The 21,222-nt window shown below is 68.9% G+C and carries 19 protein-coding genes and 2 tRNA genes; 13 read left to right on the top strand and 8 right to left on the bottom strand.

Features of this window, described 5'->3' with window-relative positions; translation table 11 throughout:
- The first annotated feature begins 18 nt into the window (after positions 1 to 18).
- Positions 19 to 183: a hypothetical protein gene (locus ACIBVN_RS39485; RefSeq protein ID WP_349448599.1), complete on the top strand. Its 165-nt coding sequence runs from the start codon at positions 19 to 21 to the stop codon at positions 181 to 183.
- A 381-nt stretch (positions 184 to 564) separates the two neighbouring features.
- Here the strand turns inward: ACIBVN_RS39485 and ACIBVN_RS39480 are convergent, their stop codons facing one another.
- Positions 565 to 1,161, bottom strand: coding sequence for a hypothetical protein (locus ACIBVN_RS39480; protein ID WP_397145408.1), 597 nt, complete (start codon positions 1,159 to 1,161; stop codon positions 565 to 567).
- Between the two features lie 81 nt (positions 1,162 to 1,242).
- On the opposite strand from ACIBVN_RS39480, the gene ACIBVN_RS39475 reads away from it, so the two are divergent.
- Complete coding sequence (locus tag ACIBVN_RS39475) at positions 1,243 to 1,872, top strand: TetR/AcrR family transcriptional regulator (RefSeq protein WP_397145407.1); 630 nt, start codon at positions 1,243 to 1,245, stop codon at positions 1,870 to 1,872.
- Positions 1,873 to 2,714: 842 nt separating this feature from the next.
- Here the strand turns inward: ACIBVN_RS39475 and ACIBVN_RS39470 are convergent.
- Together ACIBVN_RS39470 and ACIBVN_RS39465 are read right to left on the bottom strand one after the other, a co-directional pair.
- Positions 2,715 to 4,049, bottom strand: coding sequence for an ABC1 kinase family protein (locus ACIBVN_RS39470; RefSeq protein ID WP_397145406.1), 1,335 nt, complete (start codon positions 4,047 to 4,049; stop codon positions 2,715 to 2,717).
- Positions 4,050 to 4,111: 62 nt separating this feature from the next.
- Positions 4,112 to 5,884: a hypothetical protein gene (locus ACIBVN_RS39465; protein ID WP_397145405.1), complete on the bottom strand. Its 1,773-nt coding sequence runs from the start codon at positions 5,882 to 5,884 to the stop codon at positions 4,112 to 4,114.
- 446 nt (positions 5,885 to 6,330) lie between these two features.
- Here ACIBVN_RS39465 and ACIBVN_RS39460 point away from each other — a divergent pair, with 446 nt between their 5' ends.
- Together ACIBVN_RS39460 and ACIBVN_RS39455 are read left to right on the top strand one after the other, a co-directional pair.
- Complete coding sequence (locus tag ACIBVN_RS39460; RefSeq protein WP_397145404.1) at positions 6,331 to 6,846, top strand: M48 family metallopeptidase; 516 nt, start codon at positions 6,331 to 6,333, stop codon at positions 6,844 to 6,846.
- Positions 6,843 to 7,427 (top strand): hypothetical protein, encoded by a 585-nt coding sequence (locus ACIBVN_RS39455; protein ID WP_397145403.1) that lies wholly within the window; start codon positions 6,843 to 6,845, stop codon positions 7,425 to 7,427. The genes ACIBVN_RS39460 and ACIBVN_RS39455 overlap by 4 nt, the downstream gene beginning before the upstream one ends.
- On the opposite strand, the gene ACIBVN_RS39450 is transcribed toward ACIBVN_RS39455, so the two are convergent.
- The 3 genes from ACIBVN_RS39450 to ACIBVN_RS39440 are packed head-to-tail and all read right to left on the bottom strand — an operon-like array spanning position 7,414 to position 10,194.
- Positions 7,414 to 8,400 (bottom strand): endonuclease/exonuclease/phosphatase family protein, encoded by a 987-nt coding sequence (locus ACIBVN_RS39450; protein WP_397145402.1) that lies wholly within the window; start codon positions 8,398 to 8,400, stop codon positions 7,414 to 7,416. The genes ACIBVN_RS39455 and ACIBVN_RS39450 overlap by 14 nt on opposite strands.
- Positions 8,401 to 8,431: 31 nt before the next feature.
- Entirely contained in the window at positions 8,432 to 8,992 is a 561-nt protein-coding gene (locus tag ACIBVN_RS39445) for an NUDIX domain-containing protein (RefSeq protein ID WP_349448607.1), read from the bottom strand.
- On the bottom strand, positions 8,989 to 10,194 hold the full coding sequence (locus ACIBVN_RS39440; protein ID WP_397145490.1) for a zinc-dependent metalloprotease: 1,206 nt from the start codon (positions 10,192 to 10,194) through the stop codon (positions 8,989 to 8,991). Before ACIBVN_RS39440 ends, ACIBVN_RS39445 begins: the two co-directional genes overlap by 4 nt.
- 130 nt (positions 10,195 to 10,324) lie before the next feature.
- Between ACIBVN_RS39440 and ACIBVN_RS39435 the strand changes: the two genes are divergently transcribed.
- From ACIBVN_RS39435 to ACIBVN_RS39395, 9 genes are all read left to right on the top strand, one after another.
- Positions 10,325 to 11,398 carry an NAD-dependent epimerase/dehydratase family protein gene (locus ACIBVN_RS39435; RefSeq protein ID WP_397145489.1) on the top strand — a complete coding sequence of 358 codons (1,074 nt, stop codon included), beginning with the start codon at positions 10,325 to 10,327 and terminating at the stop codon, positions 11,396 to 11,398.
- A gap of 93 nt (positions 11,399 to 11,491) precedes the next feature.
- Positions 11,492 to 11,917, top strand: a complete 426-nt coding sequence (locus tag ACIBVN_RS39430) for a molybdenum cofactor biosynthesis protein MoaE (protein WP_397145401.1) — start codon at positions 11,492 to 11,494, stop codon at positions 11,915 to 11,917.
- A gap of 10 nt (positions 11,918 to 11,927) precedes the next feature.
- Complete coding sequence (locus tag ACIBVN_RS39425) at positions 11,928 to 12,974, top strand: PDZ domain-containing protein (protein ID WP_397145400.1); 1,047 nt, start codon at positions 11,928 to 11,930, stop codon at positions 12,972 to 12,974.
- 129 nt (positions 12,975 to 13,103) lie between these two features.
- Positions 13,104 to 16,061, top strand: coding sequence for a UPF0182 family protein (locus tag ACIBVN_RS39420; protein ID WP_397145399.1), 2,958 nt, complete (start codon positions 13,104 to 13,106; stop codon positions 16,059 to 16,061).
- 56 nt (positions 16,062 to 16,117) lie between these two features.
- Positions 16,118 to 16,194 (top strand) — tRNA-Met (locus ACIBVN_RS39415).
- 130 nt (positions 16,195 to 16,324) lie between these two features.
- Positions 16,325 to 16,398, top strand: a tRNA-Met gene (locus tag ACIBVN_RS39410).
- A gap of 101 nt (positions 16,399 to 16,499) precedes the next feature.
- The gene (locus tag ACIBVN_RS39405) at positions 16,500 to 16,967 is read left to right on the top strand and encodes a group II truncated hemoglobin (RefSeq protein WP_397145398.1); all 468 of its coding nucleotides are present in this window, start codon (positions 16,500 to 16,502) and stop codon (positions 16,965 to 16,967) included.
- Between the two features lie 9 nt (positions 16,968 to 16,976).
- Entirely contained in the window at positions 16,977 to 19,514 is a 2,538-nt protein-coding gene (locus tag ACIBVN_RS39400; protein WP_397145397.1) for a DUF4118 domain-containing protein, read from the top strand.
- Complete coding sequence (locus tag ACIBVN_RS39395; protein WP_397145396.1) at positions 19,511 to 20,188, top strand: response regulator; 678 nt, start codon at positions 19,511 to 19,513, stop codon at positions 20,186 to 20,188. Before ACIBVN_RS39400 ends, ACIBVN_RS39395 begins: the two co-directional genes overlap by 4 nt.
- On the opposite strand, the gene ACIBVN_RS39390 is transcribed toward ACIBVN_RS39395, so the two are convergent.
- Together ACIBVN_RS39390 and ACIBVN_RS39385 are read right to left on the bottom strand one after the other, a co-directional pair.
- Positions 20,161 to 20,373, bottom strand: coding sequence for a hypothetical protein (locus ACIBVN_RS39390; RefSeq protein WP_349448614.1), 213 nt, complete (start codon positions 20,371 to 20,373; stop codon positions 20,161 to 20,163). The two genes, ACIBVN_RS39395 and ACIBVN_RS39390, sit on opposite strands and share 28 nt — an antisense overlap.
- Before the next feature lie 62 nt (positions 20,374 to 20,435).
- Positions 20,436 to 20,834, bottom strand: a complete 399-nt coding sequence (locus ACIBVN_RS39385; protein WP_397145395.1) for a hypothetical protein — start codon at positions 20,832 to 20,834, stop codon at positions 20,436 to 20,438.
- Positions 20,835 to 21,222: the final 388 nt, after the last annotated feature.

Genomic DNA, 21,222 nt, shown 5'->3' with positions numbered 1-21,222 from the left:
ATCACGAGGAGCCGAGCAGTGCCGGATCTCATCCATGACCTGGTAAATGACCGAATACAAACGCTCCACCGCGAGGCGGAGCAGCAACGCCTCGTCCTGCACGTCAGCCGCGTGGAGCGGGCGCGGCGTCAGGTCAAGCGGGCGAACGACCGCCTCCGCGTGGCCCTGACCCGCCAGATCTGATCCGGGAGATCCTGCCGCCGGCGCAGGATCTCCCGCGATCCCCCGAGAGAGCCGGGCGCCCCCAGCGCCCGGCTCTTCCCATGGAAAGCCCCGTCCTCTGTACGCCCGCTCCTCCGTCTCGGCCCGTACGCGGCCACTTGGGAAGCCGGTGCGTTGCCCCTTTTGAGGGGTCTGCGGTCACGCACCGCCTTCCCCACCTCCTGCGGCTACTCGGGGCGCCCTTTGAGGCGTCGCTGTCACCCACCCGCCCGCCCGCGGCCACTTCGGAGGGCGGGATGGGCGGCGTCTTATGAGTGACTACCGTCACGCACCCGCTTGCTCACCTCCTCGGCTCGTACTCGGCCGCCATGACCACTTCGGGCCGGCGCGTTACAACCCGCTTCAAGCCGTGGGCCGTACGCCGGTTCGCGGCGAACGCGCGACGAGTTCCTCTTCGGCGGCCCAGAGCCGAGCCGACATCCAGGCGACCCCGACCCCCGCCACCACCAGCCCGATCAGATACACCGGCAGCGGCACCACGCTCCGCAACGACCCGGGAACCATCCCCACGGCATAGAGGATCACGCCGAGAACGGGCATGGCCCCGCTCCTGATCGCCGCCATGCTGAACGTCACCACTCCGCCCAGCAGAACAACCGACGTGACCAGGAACGCCCGCCCGGTGCCTCCGGCCAGCAGCCCGTTCACCGTGCCCCTGCCGAGGTACGGGAAGACGAAGTGGAGGATGTACTCGATCGCGAACGCTCCGGCCAGACCGGCCGAGTTGAGCACGTACCCGATGAGTCCGAGACCGCCGGCCGTATCCCGGATGAGCAGGTAGACGCCGGTGATCGCGAGTAAGCCCGTCAGCGCCCCGAACGGCGCGATGGCGTGCGTGAACGCCGTCTCCGGCAGGAACCCGGCACGGCGGGCGGAGTTCACCACGAGCAGCACGGCGCAGACGAACCCGGCCACTGCCGCGACCCGATGCACACGCATGTCTGGAGCCCCTTCTCTTCGGCGACATCAGTGCGATAACGATCGTTATGATGCGCGTTATCGCCAGATATGGTGAAGAGCGTGCCGAGCGACGTAAGCACCCCGAAAGAACTCGGCGCGCTGCGCCAGGACCTGCTCGACGCGGCCCTGCGGGTCCTCCGCGAGCAGGGCGCGCTCCACCTGACCCTCCGCCGCGTCGCGGACACCGCCGGCACCTCCACGATGGGCATCTACACGTGCTTCGGCGGTCGCGCGGGCCTCCTGGAGGCGATCTACGAACACGGTTTCAGCGTGCTCCACGACGTGATGTCGACGTCACTCAACGGCCACGCCGACCCGCTCGTCCGGATCATGGCCGTGGCGCGCGGCTACCGGCAGTTCGCGCTCGCGGATCCCGCGCTCTACGCGCTGATGTTCGAGCGTCCGCTCCCCGACTTCGACCCCTCACCCCGGCAGCGGAACGACGCCCTGGGACTGACCTTCGACCTCCTCACCCAGGCCACCTCGGCGGCGGCCCAGTCCGGGCTCATCCGGTCGAATGATCCGGTGCGGGCGGCGTACCTGGTGTGGACCACAATCCACGGCATCGTCAGCATCGAACTGACGTGTTCGCTCCGCAGCCCGCTCCCGGGCTGGTTCCTGGACTCACGCGAGGAGGGCGAACGCGTACTCATCGACGGCGTCCAAGCCCTGCTCTCTGGCCTCACCTGACCGCCCAGCTCCACCAGCCGGATCATGCGGTGCGAGTCGGATCTTGTGATGGGAGTCGGATCTTGTGGTGGGAGTCCGGCCTTCGGTGCCAGTCCAGCCTTGCGGTGTCGTCTCGGCCTCGCGGCCCCAGCCGGGCTCCGCAGCGATCGGCCTGACCCGATCTGACCACGATCGGCTGCGAGCCCACCGGCGCCTGTTCAGCACCCTGGAGGGGGATGTGCTGACCGTCGGCGCCGGTGGGATCACCGTGCACGAGCGCACGCGCGTGCACGGGCATTGCACCCGGGCCGGCCCACGGGTCTTATCGACCCTGCACCGGCCACGGACGGCACCCTGGGACCGGTGGTGTCACCCTGGACGCGGTCTCATGACTCAGCACCGGTTACGGATGTTCACCCCTCGGACCGGCCATGGGGGGTGATGGCCGGGAACAACTGGAGGGGTCACCAGCTCGTATCGGCCATGGGTGTCACGCTCCGGAACCGGCCGCGAGGCGTCACCGTCTCGGACCGGTCAGGGATCGGACCGGCGCGTCACGGACCTAAACCGGCTACGGGCATTGCGAAATCGAACCGGGCGAGAGTCCATGCGTGCGGAGCCCGCGCCCGCGATCCCCGCGTCAGCGTGACGGCGGGGGCGGCGGCGAGTAGGCCTGCGGTCGCCGGTGCGGCAGCGGTCGGCAGGCGCGCGGATCGACGCATTCGGATCCCCTCGATACGGTAACGACTTGCACTCGTATCATTACACAGCGCAGTCAGAAATCAATACGGCGCCAGTAAAATCCCTGCGTCAGTTAATGAGTCACCGCCTGTCCGCCAACGACAGGGTGATCCGCGGACCGGCTAACCGATGGTCACGGCCTCGCCGTTGGGGTCGTCGGCGAAACCGGGGACCCAGCGGATCACCTCGTCGCGAAAGCGAGCCGTGGTGCCCAACTGGCACAGGACGCCGATCCCGGCGGCATGGACCCGGTGTATGAGCACGTACGAGGGCGGAAGGTTGAGATGGCGAACCACGTTCGTGGGGCGGAGGTCCGCGACGCTCGCCGCCTGAGCCTGCAGCCACTCCCGGCTGAACGTGAACTCCTCCACCGCCGTCGGCTCCACGTACGGCGCCAGAAAGGCTCGTAATGCGTCAGGATCGATCTCTACGTCGTCGCGGATGAAGCCTTCCCGGCGCAGGCCCGCCATGACGGTCTCCATGTCGCCCTGGTTGAAGATGCGCGTCAGCTGGCCGAACATCTTGGGATAGCCGTCGGGCAGACGGTTCACCGCGCCGAAGTCGAGCACCCCGAGCCTGCCGTCGGGCAGCATGCGGAAATTGCCGGGGTGGGGGTCGGCGTGCAACATCCCGACCCGTGCCGGGGAGCAGAAAAGGAAGCGTACGAAGAGTAATCCGGCCCGGTCGCGCTGCTCTTGGGTGCCGTCGGCAATGATGCGGGACAGAGGGGTGCCGTCCATCCATTCGCTGACCAGCACGAGCTCGTTGGCCGCGACCACGTCAGGGACATGGAAGTCGGGATCGCCGTCGAACTCGAGCGCGAACGCGTGCTGGGCCTCCGCCTCCCGCAGGTAGTCGAGCTCCTCGGCGACCCGTTCGCGCAGCTCCGCCAGCACGGCCTTCACGTCCAGACCGGGCAGCAGCGCGCCGAACAGCTTGCCCAGCCGCGCCAGCTGCGCGAAGTCGCCGAGCAGCGCCTTGCCCGCCCCCGGATACTGGATCTTGACGGCCACCTCTCTGCCGTCATGCCACACGGCCTTGTGCACCTGGCCGATCGACGCGGCGGCCGTCGGCTGGTCGTCGAACGACAGGAAGTGTTCCCGCCAGTCGTCGCCGAGCTGCTCGGTGAGCACCTTGTGGACGGTGGACACGGGCAGCGGGGGAGCGGCGTCCTGCAGCTTGGTCAGCGTGGCGCGATAGGGGCCGATGATCTCCTGCGGCAGCGCCGCCTCGAAGATGGACAGGGCCTGCCCGAGTTTCATCGCGCCGCCCTTGAGCTCGCCGAGCACCTTGAAGATCTGCTCGGCCGTACGCTGCTGGACCTCCTGCGCCACGATCTCGGCGGATTTGCCGCCGAGCCGCTTGCCCAGCCCTAGGGCGGCGCGGCCGGCGAACCCGAGCGGAAGGGTGGCCAGCTTGGCGGAGCGCGTGACAGCACGACGCGGAAGATCGCTCACACTGATGCGCGGAACCTCGGCGAGATGCCGCTTCCCCCCTTCATGGTCGTTCTCTGAGCACGTCAGTCGCGGTTAGGAGACATGACCATTCTTAGCGAATAAGGATTGTTTCGCATACAACGACATTGTGGGTGCGCCTTCCACAATCGCCTCTTCCAGCGCCAATCAGGCGTAACGTCCATTGTGCCGTTGGTCACAGCTGGCTCCTTGCCATCGAGGTAAGCAAGCGCATGGCCGGTCGCCTCGGCCGCGACCAGCGTCGCCAGTGTGGAGTCGCAGGCGATCTCGCCCGGCGGATAGCCGCCCAGCCTGGCGGTCACGATCGGCCATCCGGGATCACCATCCCGCCGCGTCAGGTCCAGGCAGTGCAGGCATGCCGTCTTCCCCGGCGTGACCAGTGGGCCCACGATCCCGTGCCCCTCGAAGGCCGACGCCAGAAGATGCGGGATGCCGAGCGAGGTCAGCTCGTTGACCAGCACTCCGTCGAGCGGGCTGACGGGCGTGAGTATGACGAGATCGGGCCGATCCGATTTGTCCCCGAGATACGGCCCTCCGGCCAGCGCATTGACGGACGGCCTGACTGCCTCCCCGCCGTCAGCCTCCAGACCGTCCGCCCGGGCTGCCCGCCTCTCGGAGGACCCGCGCACCCGCTTCAACGACCCAGCGGTGGCCTGGCACGCTTCCGCACCCGCGGCAGCCGCCCCTGCCCCGGTCTCCGGAGAGGACTGCACCCTGTCCGCAGGGCGCGTCCCGCTCTCCACAAGCCCGGTCTCCGCAGAGGACGGCAGGTTTCCGACGGGGGATGGCACGTTCCCTGTGGCGGACCTCATCCCGCCCGGGGAGGACGGCAGGGCGCGTGTGGTGGACGGCACAGTGCCCGGGGCGGATGTCACGACCTCTGTGTGGGTTGGGGCGACGGCTCGCGCCCGATGGGGAGCGGCGGCCGAGTGCACGCCTTGCGCAGGGCTGGTGGAGGGCGAGTGCGGGACCTGTGCCGGGTTGCTGGAGTGCGCGGACGGTGCTGGGTTGCTGGAGCGCGGGAACGGCGCCGGGTTACTGGCGCGCGCGGCCTGCGCCGGGCGGCCCGAACGCGCGGTTTGGGGCGAGTCAGTGACTCGCGCGGTTTGGGGCGAGTTGGTAACGCGCGCGGCTTTGGGCGATCGGATGGGCGGGGCGACCGGCGGAGGCGCGGCGGCGCGGGACTCGACGGCTTGCGGCGCGTCCGCGGCACCGGCGGATGTGTGGCCGCCTGACGTGAGCCTCCTTACGACGGCCACCGCGCCGGCCTCGCGGGGGAGCCCGACCTCCGCCCACGTCAGCCCGCCGGGCGTGATGTCGCACGGCCGCGCGGTGCCGGGGTCGAACACCCGGATGTTGCCGACGCCGGACGCGGCGAGGAGAGCGACCACCTGCGCGCCCACCCGGCCCGCCCCATAGACGCGCACCCGCTGCGTCCGGCGGCGGCCGAAGAGGGCGATCGCGCCGTCCGGGGCGGTGGAGGCGAGGTCGAGGGCGTCAAGGTCTGGTCTCAGGCGGTCCCGCTCGGCCAGGGAGAGCTCGGCGAGAGGCGTGGGGCTGGTGGCGGCGTCGTGGAGGGCGCCTTGTACGGCGAGCTGCTCCAGCAACGAGCGGGCGCGGAGCTCGTCCAAGCCCGCGGCGGCCGCCTCCGCCAGCACGCACTCCAGGTCGCGAGTGCCGTCGAGACGCTCTATCCACTGGCGGACGGCCGGGGTCAGGCCGCTCAACATGACGGCCCGGAGGGGGTGCACTCCGTATTGGAGGGTGTGCTCGTCGCGGATGATGCGCCGGAGGGCGGGCTTCACACGTGGCCTCATGGCGGGAAGGTTGGCACGCCCGAGCAAGATCCCGGGCCGGTTCGGCAGTGGCTGTGGATAACTAGGGTCCAGACCGAGTGCCTGTGGACAGGGAGATCGTCGGGACAAGCAAGCACAGCGCAGATAAAGATCCGGTAAATGAATCTTTCCCGAAAAATGGCTCAATGTCGGAAGCGGGTGCCATCGCCGTGAAGATCGCCTAGAACGTGCCAACCCCTACAAGGCCCGCCAAACCGTCTCTGAACCAAGAGCATCAACCCCGGAAGCCGCGCTGAGGTGGGAATCCTCGGCACACCCCATGACCACGGCCACCAACAGGACGAGCCAGGTCAGGCCACGCATCGGGAAACGGCGCATGCCCAAATTCACCGGCTCTTAATCATCTGACCAGCAGAAACAACGTCCACCCTCTGTGGAATTTCGCCAGGGTCGGCTACCGTGCATATGTGCCCCCCGAGACAGTCGAGGTTCGTCGCAGTTCTCGTCGCCGGCGTACGGTCTCCGCCTACCGCGACGGTGACAAGACGATCGTGCTCCTGCCCGCCTGGCTGAGTGGCGAAGACGCAGATGAATGGGTGAGCCGGATGCTGGATCGGCTGGCTGCGAAGGAACGCCGGCGAAGGCCCACCGACGAGGCGCTGCTCGAGCGGGCCAAGGAGCTGTCGGCCAGATATCTCGACGGCAAGCCGAAGCCGGTGAGCGTGCGCTGGGTCGACAACCAGCAGCACCGCTGGGGCTCGTGCACCCCGGAGAACGGCACGATCAGGATCTCGACCAGGCTCAAGGGCCTGCCCGAATGGGTCATCAACTATGTGATCATCCACGAACTGGTGCACCTGCTGGTGCCCAGCCACGGGGCCAAGTTCTGGGCGCTGGTAGAACAGTATCCCAAGGCAGAACGCGCGCGCGGGTTTCTGGAGGGATTCTCGGCCGCGGCCCACACGGCACCGGAGGAGTGTTGACGCGCATCGCCGCGGTCCTGGTACGACAGCGCATGGCACAGGCGGCGCCCGCGGGCGTTGACCCCGGCGAGTTCCTCGAAGCGGTGGCGGAGGACACCTACGAGATGGTCGCAGGGCTCGAGCTCGTCACTCCGGTCCTGATCACCAGCGTTCCCGAGCTGGAGGAGATCGTCTGGCCCGGCACCGAAGTAATCACGATAAAAGACGACGAACCGCTAAAAATCATCCTCCAGCGCCTCAACGCCGACCAGGCCGCCGTGATCAGCGCCGACGCCCCCGACCTGCCGCCCCTGCTCGTCGGCAAACTGTTCAGGGAGCTGGGCAGGGCCGAGATCACGATCTGCCCGGCACAGAACGGCGGCGCGGTGGCCATGGCCTGCGCCCTCCCCGCGCCCGCCTGGGCGGACCCCGACCTCGACGACGCTGACATCGTGGCCACCCTGCGCGGCCAGGCTCCCGGTCCCCGCAGGGTCGCCACCACCCCGGGCTGGCACCGCCTTCGCACACCCGAAGACGTCGAGGCCCTCGACCCCGGCCTCGAAGGCTGGGAGAACACGAGGGCGCTGGTCAGGGCACGGTGAGTGCGGCCAGCACGGCGCGGTGGTCGGTCCCCGGCACGTCGCGCACGCTGACCTCCTGCACCCCCACCCGCTGGTCCACCAGGACGTGGTCGATGGTGATGATCGGCGGCACCCGCTTGTTCGCCGGCCAAGTCGGTATCAGCCCGGCCCCCACCATGTCGGCCGCGTCCTTGTAGCCGCGGGCCAGCAGCCGCCGCATGGCGGCATGGTCGAGGGAGGCGTTGAAGTCGCCCGCGATGATCCGGATCCGGTCCGGCGAGGCGGAAGGAAAGGCCGCGAGAGCCTCGCTCCACTCGGTGACCTGGCCCCCCAACGGCGGATAGGGATGCGCGTCGATGAGCTCGATCGGTCTCCCGCCCGGCAGCGAGATCAGCGCGGCGGGCATGTGGTGCCCGACCGGCGGCATCCGGTCCGGCAGCGCCTCCAGCGGGTGCTTGGAGTAGATCCCGCTCCCCCCGGCGCTCCACTCGTCCAGCAGCACCCGGTGCGGCATCACCTCCGCGAGGCCCGCCGAGTCCAGATCGGAGACCGCCCCGGGCGTCAGCTCTTGCGTGCTCAGCACATCCGGGGTGAACTCGTGTACCAGCTTCATGATCGTCACCGCGTCGGCCCGGCCGAACAGCATGTTGATCGTCATGACCCGGAAGGGCCGGCCCGTCGTGGCCTCGGCCGTGCCCAGCGCCCTGGGCAGCACGCTGAAGCCGAGGGCGGTCGTGGCCAGCAGCGCGACGGCGGTCGCGGCGCGCTTGCGCCCCACCGCGGCGATCAGGAGGGGGACCAGTGAACCCGCCGCCGCGTACGGGGTGCCGGTCATGATCTGCGTGGGCAGCGACCCCCGCTCAAGACCGGCCACCCTGACCACGGCCCACGCGGCGAACGGGGCCACCGCCAGCCAGGTCAACGCCGTCCCGGGGAACTTCACCCGCTTGCGCTGGGGTGTCACGATCGTGCCGCCGACGGCAGAAGTCTCCACGCCACCCCCTCTTGGAACGACGCAAAGGACTCTAGCCGAGCGCGCGTGATCCCGAGCTGAGAGCGGCCTGTCCGCGTGCGGCCAATCGCCGCGTCGCCTCGTCGGAGAGCTCGGGAATGCCGTCAACGGGGAACCAGCGCAGATCCAGTGACTCCTCGCTGATCACGGCCTCGGCGCCGGGAGGGGCCACGGCCGCGTATTCGACGTCGAGATGCCAGCTGTGCGGCGGATGGCACCACACGACGTGCTTGTCCACCGCGAGCGGCCCAGGCAGGAGCTCAAGCCCGGAAATTCCCGACTCCTCCCACGCCTCCCGCAGAGCAACCTCCGCAAGCGACATGTCGGAAATCTCACAGTGGCCACCCATGGGCAGCCACATCTTGGCCTTCGGATGCAGCGTGAGCAGCACCTGCGAACCGTCGTGCGACAGCACCGCCGTCGTGGCCGTCAGGTGCCCCGGTACGCACTCACGCAGCATCGCGTCGTCGTAAGAGCGCAAGTGCTCAAGGAACTCGGCCCGCAGCGCCTCTTCCTCGGGCGTGGGCGCGTTCCACGCGGACAGCACCGCCACCGCGTCGCCATGCAGGCTCAACTCTGGTCGCCCTCGTCGTCCGGCTTCCTCTCCAGCTCGGAGATGTCCCAGTCCGCCTCGCCACGTACGAACGCGTCGGGGTCGTCGAGATCGTCGGCCGTCGGCATGAGATCGGGGTGGCCCCACAGCGCGTCGCGCCCGTCGAGCCCGCGCGCGCTCTCCAGCGCGCGCCACAGCGCCGCCGCCTCGCGCAGCCGCCGGGGCCGCAGCTCCAGACCCACCAGCGTGCCGAACGTCAGCTCGGCGGGCCCACCGGTCGCGCGCCGCCGGCGTACGGTCTCCGCCAGCGCCACGGCGGAGGGCAGCTTGCCCTCGGCCGCCCGGTCGACCACGGTGGCCACCCACCCCTCGACCAGGGCCAGCATCGTCTCCAGGCGTGACAGCGCGGCCTTCTGCCGCTCGGTCTCCTCGGGCTTGAGCAGGTTGCCCCCGCTCAGCGCCTCCTGGATCGCCTCGGGGTTGTTGATGTCGAGACCCCGGATCTGCTCTTCGAGCGCCGAGGTGTCGACCGTTATGCCCTTGGCGTATTCCTCGACCGCGCCCAGCAGGTGGGAGCGCAGCCACGGGACGTGCTGGAACAGCCGGTGGTGCGCGGCCTCGCGCAGCGCCAGATAGAGCCTGATCTCGTCGGACGGGCTCTCCAGGCCCTCGCTGAAGGAGGCGATGCCCCCTGGCAGCAGCGCGGCCGTGTCGGACAGCGGCAGGCCGATGTCGGTGGTGCCGACCACCTCACGGGCCAGCGAGCCGAGCGCCTGCCCGATCTGCTGGCCGACCATCATGCCGCCCATCTGTTTGAGCATGCCGAGCAGCGGCCCGGCCATCTGCTGGGCCTCCGGAGGCAGTCCGGAGCCGCCGAGCGCGCCGCCCATGGTCTCGACCATGCGCTCCGCGATCGGCTCGCAGAGCTTGCGCCAGATCGGGACGGTGTTCTCGATCCACTCGGACCGGCTCCAGGCCTGCGGATTGGAGACGCCGCTCGGCAGCGTCGTCGCCTCGTTGAGCCAGAGGTCGGCGAGGCTCAGCGCCTCGACGATCTGGCGGCGTTCGCCTTCCATGACGCTCGGGTCGCCCTGGGCGACCACGGCGTGGCGGGCGATGTTCTTGGCCATGTCCCAGTTGACAGGGCCTGAACCCTGCGGCGCCGACAGCATGTCGGCGAACTGGCGCATCGCCTGAGCCATCTGCTCAGGGTTGCCGAACATGGCGAACGGGTTCTCGTTAGGGTCGTTTTCGCGACCTGGCAGGTCAGTCACCGCTCTACCTCGTGCAGGATGGAGGAGTCCACATCCGCCACGTTAGTCGTCCTACGGCGGATCAGTGCAAAGTGAGGACCTGGTGCCTACCTCGAAACGCCCGCGCGAACCCGTAGTAGCCGTCACGGGAGCGGCTTCCGGCCTAGGCCGCGAGCTGCTCGCCAGGCTCGTATCCTCCGCGGATTTCCGCAGGGTGGTGGCCATTGACGAGCAGCGCGGCGACGTCGGGGAAGCCACCTGGAGAGTGATCGACGTACGGGATCCGCTCTTGGCGAACCGGATCTCCGACATCGACGTCCTGGTCCATCTGGCCGGTGACTACGCTGTCGACTCCGACCCTGGTGAGCGGCGCGCGTACAACCTCCGAGCCGCCCAGACGGTGCTGACGGCCTGCGCGGCGGCGCGCGTGCGCCGGGTGGTGCTGGTCACGAGCGCGATGGTGTACGGAGCCGCGCCCGACAACGAGGTGCCACTCCCCGAGGACGCCCCGGTGGCGGCCGAGCCTGACACCGGCGTCGTCGGCGACCACCTGGAGATCGAGTCCCTGGTGCGCAGGTCGCTGCGCAGCCACCCCGGCCTGGAGATCACGGTGCTGCGCCCGGCCGCCGTGGTCGGCCCGGGAGTCGACACGGTCATCACCCGCCACTTCGAGTCGCCCAGGCTCCTGACCGTCAAGGGCTGCAGCCCGCACTGGCAGTTCTGCCACATCGACGACCTGGTCTCGGCGCTGGAGCTGGCGGCGCGCGGCGCCGTCACCGGCGTGGTGGCCGTCGGCTCCGACGGATGGCTGGAGCAGGACCAGGTCGAGGAGCTGTCCGGCATCCGCAGCCTCGAGCTGCCCGCGGGGCTGACCTTCGGCACGGCCCAGCGGCTCCACCGGCTCGGCGTCACTCCGGCGCCCGCCACGGACCTGCACTACGTCGTCTACCCGTGGGTGGTCGACTGCACGTCGCTGCGCGAGGCGGGCTGGAAGCCGTCATGGACCAACGAGGCCGCGTTCGCGCAGCTCCTGGAGCTGCGCGAGAACCGGACGACCGTGGTCGGCCGGCGACTGCCCGTCAAGGAGGCCACGCTCACCGCCGCGGGCGCCACCGTCGCCGTCATCGGCACCGCCGCGATCGTCCGGCAGGTGCGCAAGAAGCGGCGCCAGTAAAGGCCGACGCGGTCCACCTGGCGGACCGGACCTGGCAGGGCCGTCGGGCGGCAGCCCAACGAGCGGGTTCCTCATTGGGTAGGCTCCCTTTCCGTGGACGTCATCCGGTTGCTCGGCATTCGTGACACGCCGCTCTCCGTCGACGAGGTGCTGGCCGCCGTGGGCGACCACGCCGCCGGCGGCACCACCCTCTTCGTGGGCACCGTACGCGAGCAGGACCACGGCAAGCCGGTGACCAGGCTCTCCTACTCGGCGCACCCCTCGGCGGAGGCCGAGCTGCGGCGGGTGGCGGAGAAGATCGCCGCCGACTTCCCCGTGACGGCGCTGGCCGCCGTCCACCGCGTGGGCGATCTGGAGCTGGGCGAGGCGGCCGTCATCGTCGCGGTGGCCGCGCCCCACAGGGGCGAGGCGTTCGAGGCCTCGCGCCGGCTGATCGACGACCTGAAGGCGCAGGTCCCGATCTGGAAACACCAGGTGTTCGCCGACGGCGAGACCGAATGGGTCGGCGCCGGCGAATAAGCTCATCGACATGTCACGACGCGCCCTGACCCTGCTGATCGCGGGTTTCCTCGTGCTCGCGCTCGGCGTGGTGGGCGCGTTCAGGCCAGTCCCGTACGTCGTGCTGAGCCCCGGCCCGACGGAGAACACGATCGGCGAGGTCGACAAGAAGCCCGTGATCACGATAAAGGGGCGGCAGACCTATCCCACCAGCGGCGCGCTGAGCCTTGTGACGGTGGCCTACCAGGGCGGTCCGGCCGCCCAGATCGACCTGCTGACGGCGTTGCGCGGCTGGATCGACCCGACCGTCGCGGTCGTACCGCAGGAGACCATCTTCGCTCCTGACCGCGACCCCAAGGAGGTCGAGCAGGAGAACACGGTCGAGATGACCAACTCCCAAGACTCCGCCACCGCCGCCGCGCTCAACGAGCTCAAGATCCCCTACAGCACCGTCGTGACGGTCGTGTCCACGGAGAAGGGCAAGCCCGCCGAGGGCAAGCTCGCGAAGGACGACGAGATCAACGCCGTGGACGGCAAACCGGCGAAGAACGTCGACGTCGTCAGCGAGGCGGTCAAGGCGCACAAGCCCGGCGAAAACGTGCTCTTCACCGTCACCAGGGGAGGCAAGAAGCTCGACGTCACCGTGCCGACGATGGCGGGCCCCAAGGGGCAGACCCTGGTGGGCGTGCTCATGCAGGCGAAATACAAGTTCCCGTTCGACGTCGAGATCAACGTCGGCGACGTCGGCGGGCCGAGCGCCGGGATGATGTTCTCGCTCGGCATAGTCGACAAGCTCACCCCAGGCGAGCTCACCGGCGGAAAGCGGATCGCCGGCACCGGCACGATCGATCCGTCGGGCCAGGTCGGCGCGATCGGCGGCATCGCGCAGAAAATGGTCGGCGCCAGAAAATCCGGTGCGACCATTTTCCTGACCCCCGCCGACAACTGCGCGGAGGCCACGAAAGCCGTGCCCGACGGGCTCCGGCTGGTCAAGGCCGACACGCTGCATGACGCGGTGCTGGCGCTCGACGCGCTGCGCACGGGCAAGGGAAACGTGCCGGCGTGTGAAGCCGGATGAAACTTCTGGCGCCTGCCGTGCGTTAGCCGTAGGGCTGGCACAGCGGTGTAGGTTGCCAGACACGGACCGTTTCTTCATCACGACGAGGGGTTGGCCTTGAGCTTCCGGACCCCAGGAGCCGGTAGGGCGATGCGCTTGCCCCGCCGACCGCGACTGCTTCTGCCTGTGGCGATCGCTCTTGTAGCGATCGTGGCGCTGTTTTTCCTATTTTCTGGGATTTATACCGACTATCTGTGGTTCGACGCGACGAACTACACGTCGGTCTTCACTGGTGTGGTGCTGACCCAGATCGTGCTGTTCTTGGTCGGAGCGGTGCTGATGGTCGGCATCGTGGGCGGCAACATGCTGCTGGCCTTCCGGGTGCGCCCGATGTTCGGGCCGGCGATGTTCGGCGGGGGCAGCGGCGCCGACCGCTACCGCATGGCGCTCGACCCCCACCGCAAGCTGATCTTCATTGTGGGCATGGGCCTGCTCGCGCTCTTCTCCGGCTCCTCGTTCGCCGGGCAGTGGGAGATATGGCTCAAGTTCGTCAACGGGACGTCGTTCGGCAAACAGGACAAGCTGTTCGGGCTGGACATCTCGTTCTACATGTTCGACCTTCCGTTCATCCGGATGGTGCTGAACTTCCTGTTCACCGCCGTGATCATCTCGATCGTGCTGGCGGCGATCACGCACTACCTGTACGGCGGGTTCCGGCTGCAGTCGCCCGGCGTGCACGCCTCCAGGGCGGCGCGCACCCACCTGTCGGTGCTGCTCGGCATCTTCCTGCTGCTCAAGGCCGTCGCCTACTGGTTTGACCGCTTCGGCCTGGTCTTCTCCGACCGCGGCTTCGTCCACGGCGCCTCCTACACCGACGTCAACGCCGTCCTGCCGGCCAAGACCATCCTCGCGATCATCGCGCTGATCTGCGCCGCCCTGTTCTTCGCCGGCGTCGTGCGCCCCGGCGGCATGCTCCCCGGCGTCTCGGCCGGCCTGCTCGTGCTCTCGGCCATCCTGATCGGCGGCGTCTACCCGGCGCTGGTCGAGCAGTTCCAGGTCAAGCCCAACCAGCAGGGCAAGGAGGCCGCCTACATCCAGCGCAACATCGAGGCCACGCGGGAGGCGTACAACGTCGACAAGACCGAGGTGGAAAACTACAACGCCGAGTCCGACCCGGCCAAGGTCCAGAAGGACGGAGACTCCTCGGTCTCCGGCGTCCGCCTGCTCGACCCGGCGCTGGTGTCGTCGACGTACGAGCAGACGCAGCGCATCCGCGGCTTCTACAGTTTCGGCGACACGCTCGACGTCGACCGCTACCCCGACAGCACCGGCAAGCTGGTCGACCACGTCGTCGGCGTCCGCGAGCTGACCGGCCCGCCCGAGGGCCAGAACAACTGGATCAACCGGGCCCTGGTCTACACTCACGGCTACGGCTTCGTCGCCGCGCCGGGCAACCAGGTCGACAACAGCGGCCAGCCCGCCTACGACGCCAAGGACATGCCGGTTACCGGCCCGCTGGCGACCTCCACCAAGCTGCAGGAGCCGCGCGTCTACTACGGCGAGGACCCGGCCTCGGCCGAGTACGTCATCGCGGGCGGCAACCCCAAGAACCCGCAGGAGCTCGACTACCCGAAGACCGGCGGCACGGGCCAGGAGAACACCACCTACACGGGGGGCGGGGTCCGCGTCGGGTCGTTCGTCAACAGGCTCGTCTACGCCGCGAAGTACGGCGAGGCGAACATCCTCCTGTCGGGCGACATCAACGACAACTCCAAGATCCTCTACGTCCGCAACCCGCGTGACAGGGTGCAGAAGGTCGCGCCCTTCCTCAGGCTCGACGGCAACCCCTACCCGGCGATCGTCGACGGGCGCATCACCTGGATCATCGACGGCTACACCACGTCGAACGACTACCCGTACTCGCAGAGCGAGAGCTTCGGCGACATGACGCGGGACACGTCCACCGACCGCCGCGTGATCGCCCAGCAGCCCACCGACAAGATCAACTACATTCGCAACTCCGTCAAGGCCACGGTCGACGCCTACGACGGAACGGTCAAGCTCTACGGCTGGGACACCAACGACCCGATGCTGAAGACCTGGAGCAAGGCCTTCCCCGGCATCATCCTCCCGGCCTCGAAGATGAGCCCCGACCTGCGCAACCACGTGCGCTACCCGGAAGACCTGTTCAAGGTGCAGCGCTACACGCTGTCGCGCTACCACATGACCGACCCGGCAGCCTTCTACAACGGCTCCGACTTCTGGAACGTCCCCGGGGACCCCACGCAGGGCGACAAGAACATCAAGCAGCCGCCCTACTACCTGACCACCACGATGCCGGGGACGGGCGGCACGCCGACGTTCTCGCTGACGACCACGTTCGTGCCGCGCCAGGGAGGCGCCAACCTGTCGGCGTTCATGGCGGTCGACTCGTCGGCGGGCTCCGGGTACGGCCGGCTGCGCATCCTGCGCATGCCGTCCAACACGCCCATCCCGGGCCCCGGGCAGATCCAGAACTCCTTCCAGAGCCGTCTCGCCGGTCAGCTCAACGTGATGGGCGTCGGCAGCTCGTCGCTGCGCTACGGAAACCTGCTGACGTTGCCGTACGCGGGTGGCCTGGTCTACATCGAGCCGGTGTACGTCCAGACGACCGCGGGCGGCGGCCAGGAGCCGTACCCGATCCTGCAGCGGGTCCTGGTGTCCTACGGCAGCAAGATCGGCGTCGGACGCAACCTGGAGGAGGCGCTCCAAGAGGTCTTCGGCGGCCAGCAGCAGACCCAGCCCAGAGAAGAGCAGCAGCAGACCGTCCCCAGCCAGACCAACACGGCGATCAACTCGGCGATCGCCAACGCCAAGAAGGCGTACGAGGACGCGCAGAAGGCTCTGCAGACCAGCCCGCCGAACTGGGACGCCTACGGTGAGGCGCAGAAGCGGCTGGAGGAGGCGCTGAAGGCACTGGAGGGGGCGAACGCCCAGCAGCCCAAGCCCTCGGCGACTCCTTCGGCCACTCCGTCCGCCTCGCCGACGGCCACGCCTTCCGCGACACCCTCCGGCGCGGCCACGCCGTCGCCGTCGCCTACGGGATCTCCGACGGGAGGCACGGGCTAGCTCATTCAGTTTGCGCCCACCCCTCGCCGCCGACTAAGGTTTAGACAGCAAGGCGACGCGGGGTGGAGCAGTTCGGTAGCTCGCTGGGCTCATAACCCAGAGGTCGCAGGTTCAAATCCTGCCCCCGCTACCAAACCCAGAGGCCCGGGATCCGGAAACGGAACCCGGGCTTTTGTGCGTCTGACCACAGCCTTCCCATCCTGCTGAGGTCGAACGTCCCAAGCACTGCTTGGGAGCCTGTATAGTTATTGAAGACACACCGACGCGGGGTGGAGCAGTTCGGTAGCTCGCTGGGCTCATAACCCAGAGGTCGCAGGTTCAAATCCTGTCCCCGCTACTCAGCACCAAAGTCCCTGGTCACCGGATCATCCGGAGGCCGGGGACTTTGTCGTTTCCGCGCCCTTGCCCCGCCGTGGGCAACGGTGATTACATCATTACATGACTGATCAAACAGTGCCCACGCTGTACGAATGGGCGGGCGGCAGCGCGGCGTTCGAGCGGCTGACCGAGGCCTTCTACCGGACCGTGGTCAAGGACGACTTGGTCGGCCCGCTGTTCGCCCACATGGACCCGGACCATCCGAAACACGTGGCGATGTGGCTGAGCGAAGTGTTCGGCGGGCCGGACCGATACACCAAGGAGCGCGGCGGCTATCCGAACATGCTCCGCCACCACCTCGGCAAGGCCATCACCGAGCCGCAGCGCCGCAGGTGGGTGAGCCTGCTCATGGACGCGGCCGACGAGGTGGGCCTGCCGGACGACCCCGAGTTCAGGGCGGCGTTCGCGGGCTACATCGAGTGGGGGACCAGGCTGGCCAGGCACAACTCCCAGCCGGACGCCAAGCCGCCGCTCAAGGCTCCCGTGCCGCACTGGGGCTGGGGGGTCGCGCCCCCGTACCAGCCTTAACCTGGAGGAATGGGAGCCACGTCCCGCGGGATGCTGCGCGTTTACCTGGGCGCGGCGCCCGGTGTGGGCAAGACGTACGCCATGCTGAGCGAGGCGCACCGCGCCCGCGAGCGTGGCAAGGACGTGGTCGTGGGCTTCGTCGAGACCCACGGCCGCGCCAAGATCGCCCGCCTGCTCGAAGGGCTGGAAATCCTGCCGAGACGGACGATGTCCTATCGGGGCGCGACATTCACCGAGCTCGACGTCGATGCCGTCATCGCCCGCGCTCCCGCCGTGGCGCTGATCGACGAGCTCGCCCACACGAACGTGCCCGGCTCCCGCAACGCCAAGCGCTGGCAGGACATCGACGCGGTCCTCGACGCGGGGATCGACGTGGTCTCGACCGTCAACATCCAGCACTTCGAATCGCTGAACGACGTGGTCGAGCAGATCACCGGCGTGCCGCAGCGGGAGACCGTACCGGACGAGGTGGTACGGCGCGCCGACCAGATCGAGCTCGTCGACATGGCGCCGGAGGCGCTGCGGCGCAGGATGGCCCACGGGAACGTCTACCCGCCCGAACGGGTCGACGCCGCGCTGGCCAACTACTTCCGCGTCGGCAACCTGACCGCCTTGCGGGAGCTCGCCCTGATCTGGGTGGCCGGCAAGGTGGATGAGGAACTCGACCGCTACCGTGCCGACCATGGCATCGCGGGCACCTGGGAGGCCCGCGAGCGGGTGGTGGTCGCGCTCACCGGCGGCCAGGAAGGCGACACGCTCATCCGGCGGGCGGCCCGCATCGCGGCCAGGAGCAAGGGCGCGGACCTGCTTGCCGTCCACGTCACCAGCGCCGACGGCCTGCCCTCCGCCGGCGACCCCGCCAACCTGATCCGCCAGCGCACCCTCGTCGAGGACCTCGGCGGCTCCTATCACCAGGTGGTGGGCGACGACATCCCGCGCGCGCTGCTCGAGTTCGCCCGTGGCGTGAACGCCACCCAGCTCGTTCTGGGGGCGTCGCGGCGAGGGCGCTTCGCGCAGATCCTCTCGCGCGGCGTGGGGGTGACCACGACGGCGCTGTCGGGGTCGATCGACGTTCACATGGTCACGCACGAGGCGACCAGGAAGGCGCGCTTCGCTCGCGGCGAGCGCGGGGATGGCGAGGTTGACGGCGGCGAGCGGATGCGGTCGAGGGCAGCGCTGACCCGCGGGCGGCGGTTGTCCGGCTGGGGGCTGGCGCTGCTCGGGATGCCGCTGCTCACCGCCGTGCTCCTGCCCGTGGGGCTGCGGCTGCCCAGCGAGATCCTGCTCTTCCTGCTGCTGGTCGTGGGGGTCGCCCTGGTGGGCGGCATGTGGCCGGCCATCACGGCGGCGGTGCTCGGGTTCGGGCTGCTCAACTGGTTCTTCACGCCGCCGCTGCACACATTGACGATCTCCGAGCCGGAGAACGTGCTCGCGCTGGCCATCTTCGTGCTGGTGGCGGCCATGGTCAGCGCGGTCGTCGACCTGGCGGCCAGGCGCAGCAGGGAGGCGGCGCGCTCGCAGGCCGACGCCGAGGTGCTGTCCACGCTGGCGGGGCACGTGCTGCGGGGCGAGGCGGCGCTGCCGTCGCTGCTGGCCCGGATGCGGGAGACGTTCGGGCTGACCTCGGTGACCCTGCTCGAACGCTCGGACGGCTGGAAGATCGTCGCCACCTCGGGTGGAACGCCGTGCACGAGTCCGGGGACGGCCGACACCGACGTCGTGATCGACGACCGGCTCGTTCTCGCCGCCCACGGCCGGCTGCTGGACGCGAGCGACCGGCGGGTGCTGGAGGCGTTCGCCGCGGAGGCGGCGGTCGCGCTGCGCGAGCAGCGGCTGCGGGAGGCGGCCGAGCAGGCCGAGCCACTGGCCGAGGCCGACAGGATGCGCACCGCCCTGCTCGCCGCCGTCAGCCACGACCTGCGTACGCCGCTCGCCTCGGCCAAGGCGGCGGTCGAGAGCCTGCGCAGCACCGACGTCACCTGGTCGGACGAGGACCGGGCCGAACTGCTGGCCACCGCCGACGAGTCGCTGATCAAACTCGACCGGCTCGTCTCGAACCTGCTCGACATGAGCCGTCTCCAGGCGGGCGTGCTCGGCGTGCACCCGGAGCCCGTGGCGATCGAGGACGTCCTGCCGCGCGCGATCGACGATCTGGGCCCGCTCCGCGAGCGGATCCGGAGCGATCTGCCGCCCATGGTGCCCGAGATCACGGCGGACCCCGCCCTGCTGGAGCGGGTGCTCGTCAACCTGATGGCGAACGCGGTCCGCTACAGCCCCGACGACGAGCTCGTCCTGGTCAACGCGAGCTGGCACGGCGAGAACGTGGAGGTCCGCATCATCGACCGGGGCCCCGGCATCCCGCCCGAGGCACATGAAAAGGTGTTCATGCCGTTCCAGCGGCTCGGCGACCGCGACAGTCACACGGGCGTGGGGCTGGGCCTCGCCCTCTCGCGCGGCCTCACCGAGGCGATGGGCGGCACGCTCGTGCTGGAGGACACGCCTGGAGGGGGACTGACCATGACCATCTCGCTGCGGAGGCACGCATGACCCGCGTGCTGGTGGTGGACGACGAGCCGCAGATCCTGCGGGCGCTGCGCGTCAACCTGGCCGCCAGGCAGTACGAGGTGGCGGTCGCGCCCGACGGCGGCACAGCGCTGCGCCAGGCCGCCGACTGGCATCCCGACCTGATCATCCTCGACCTCGGCCTGCCCGACCTCGACGGCGTGGAGGTCATCCAGGGCCTGCGCGGCTGGACCTCGGTCCCGATCATCATCCTCTCGGGGCGTTCGGACAGCACCGACAAAGTGGACGCACTCGACGCGGGCGCCGACGACTACATGACGAAGCCGTTCAGCATCGACGAACTGCTCGCACGCGTCCGTGCGGTGACCCGCCGCACCGGCCAGTCGGACGAGGAGGCCGCCACGGTGCGGCTGGGCAATCACGTGATCGACCTCTCCAACAAGACGATCTCCGGTGGCGTACGGCTGACGCCCACCGAGTGGCACTTCTTGGAGATCCTGCTGCGTAACCCCGGCAAGCTGATCAGCCAGCGCCAGCTCCTGCGGGAAGTGTGGGGCGATGTGTACGAGAAGGAGACGCACTACCTACGCCAGTACATGGCCCAGCTCCGGCGCAAGCTCGAACGGGATCCATCCCATCCCGTCCATCTGCTGACCGAGCCCGGGATGGGCTACCGGTTCCAGCCCTCTTCGTCGTAAGCCCTACTGATCATCGAGAACGCCTTGTGCGCGGCCCAGCCGAAGAGCACGAGCCCGAAGACGACCTGCACGATCCGTATCGGCAGCGGAGAGTCCTGATCGGCGTAAACAACGACGCCAACCCACATCAGGCCGAAGATCGCGACCAATGCGATTGCCGCCCAGTTCAACCCCCGCTGCCACATATGCGAAGTCTTACAGCCGGGCGGCCAAGGCGAGGTATGCCCCGAGTCGTCATCAGGTCTGGCTAGCGCGGGAGCGTTCTCCTCATGCCGACGCAGCGGCGCAGGCGCGTTCCGCGCGGGCGCTGCGGGGCGGCGTTCTCGAGGCACTCGAGCAGCGCCGCCGCCGTCCGGGCGTCTGACAAGATGCGCTGCACGGCCTCTCCGTCCTCCGGCAGCTGGCCGCGCTCGCCCAGCTCATGCTTGAGGAACGCCATGGGGTCGGGTGCGCCCACCGTGTCCGCCGCCACCGTCGCCCGCGCGGCTGTGAGGAGACGCAGGTAGTGGGTGCGGAGTACGGCCTCGCGCATCCGGGCGTGTTCGAGGTCGTCGGTCAGGGTTCTGGCGATGCTCAGCAGGTCTCCGGCATGGGTCGCCCCGTCGGCGAGGAAGGCGCGGATGTCGTCGAACTCCGACCTGGTCATAGCGGACACCTCCGAGAGCGCAGTCTGCTCGTAGGTACTTCGTACCTGGATGCGATTGCGGATGACTTGCGGTCGGCTTGACGCCGAGGGCGCCGACCAGGGGGGACTTGTGAAGGTTTGAGTGTTGCGTGGTGAGGGAAGGACCAGAGGATTACCTAAGAGGCAGAAGTGGTGGCGGCGGGCTGCTAGAGTTGCTTCCCGCAGGGCGGTCAAGGGGTTCCTCGAACCTCCGGAGACGCCCGGCGAATCCCACTTCTTGCAGGCTCGTCCTTCGGTGTTCGTATCACTCCGGATGGGCTGGTAAGTTAGAGGGGTTGTCCCGGAAGCGGGGCGCGGATTAATTCCCACAGATCGAGCAAGTCGGGTCAATTTGACAGGGACTTGAACG

Source organism: Nonomuraea sp. NPDC049400, assembly GCF_044466425.1.
Lineage (GTDB): Bacteria > Actinomycetota > Actinomycetes > Streptosporangiales > Streptosporangiaceae > Nonomuraea.
Note: the sequence above shows the minus strand (reverse complement) of the source record. Positions and strands in the feature narration are given on the sequence as shown.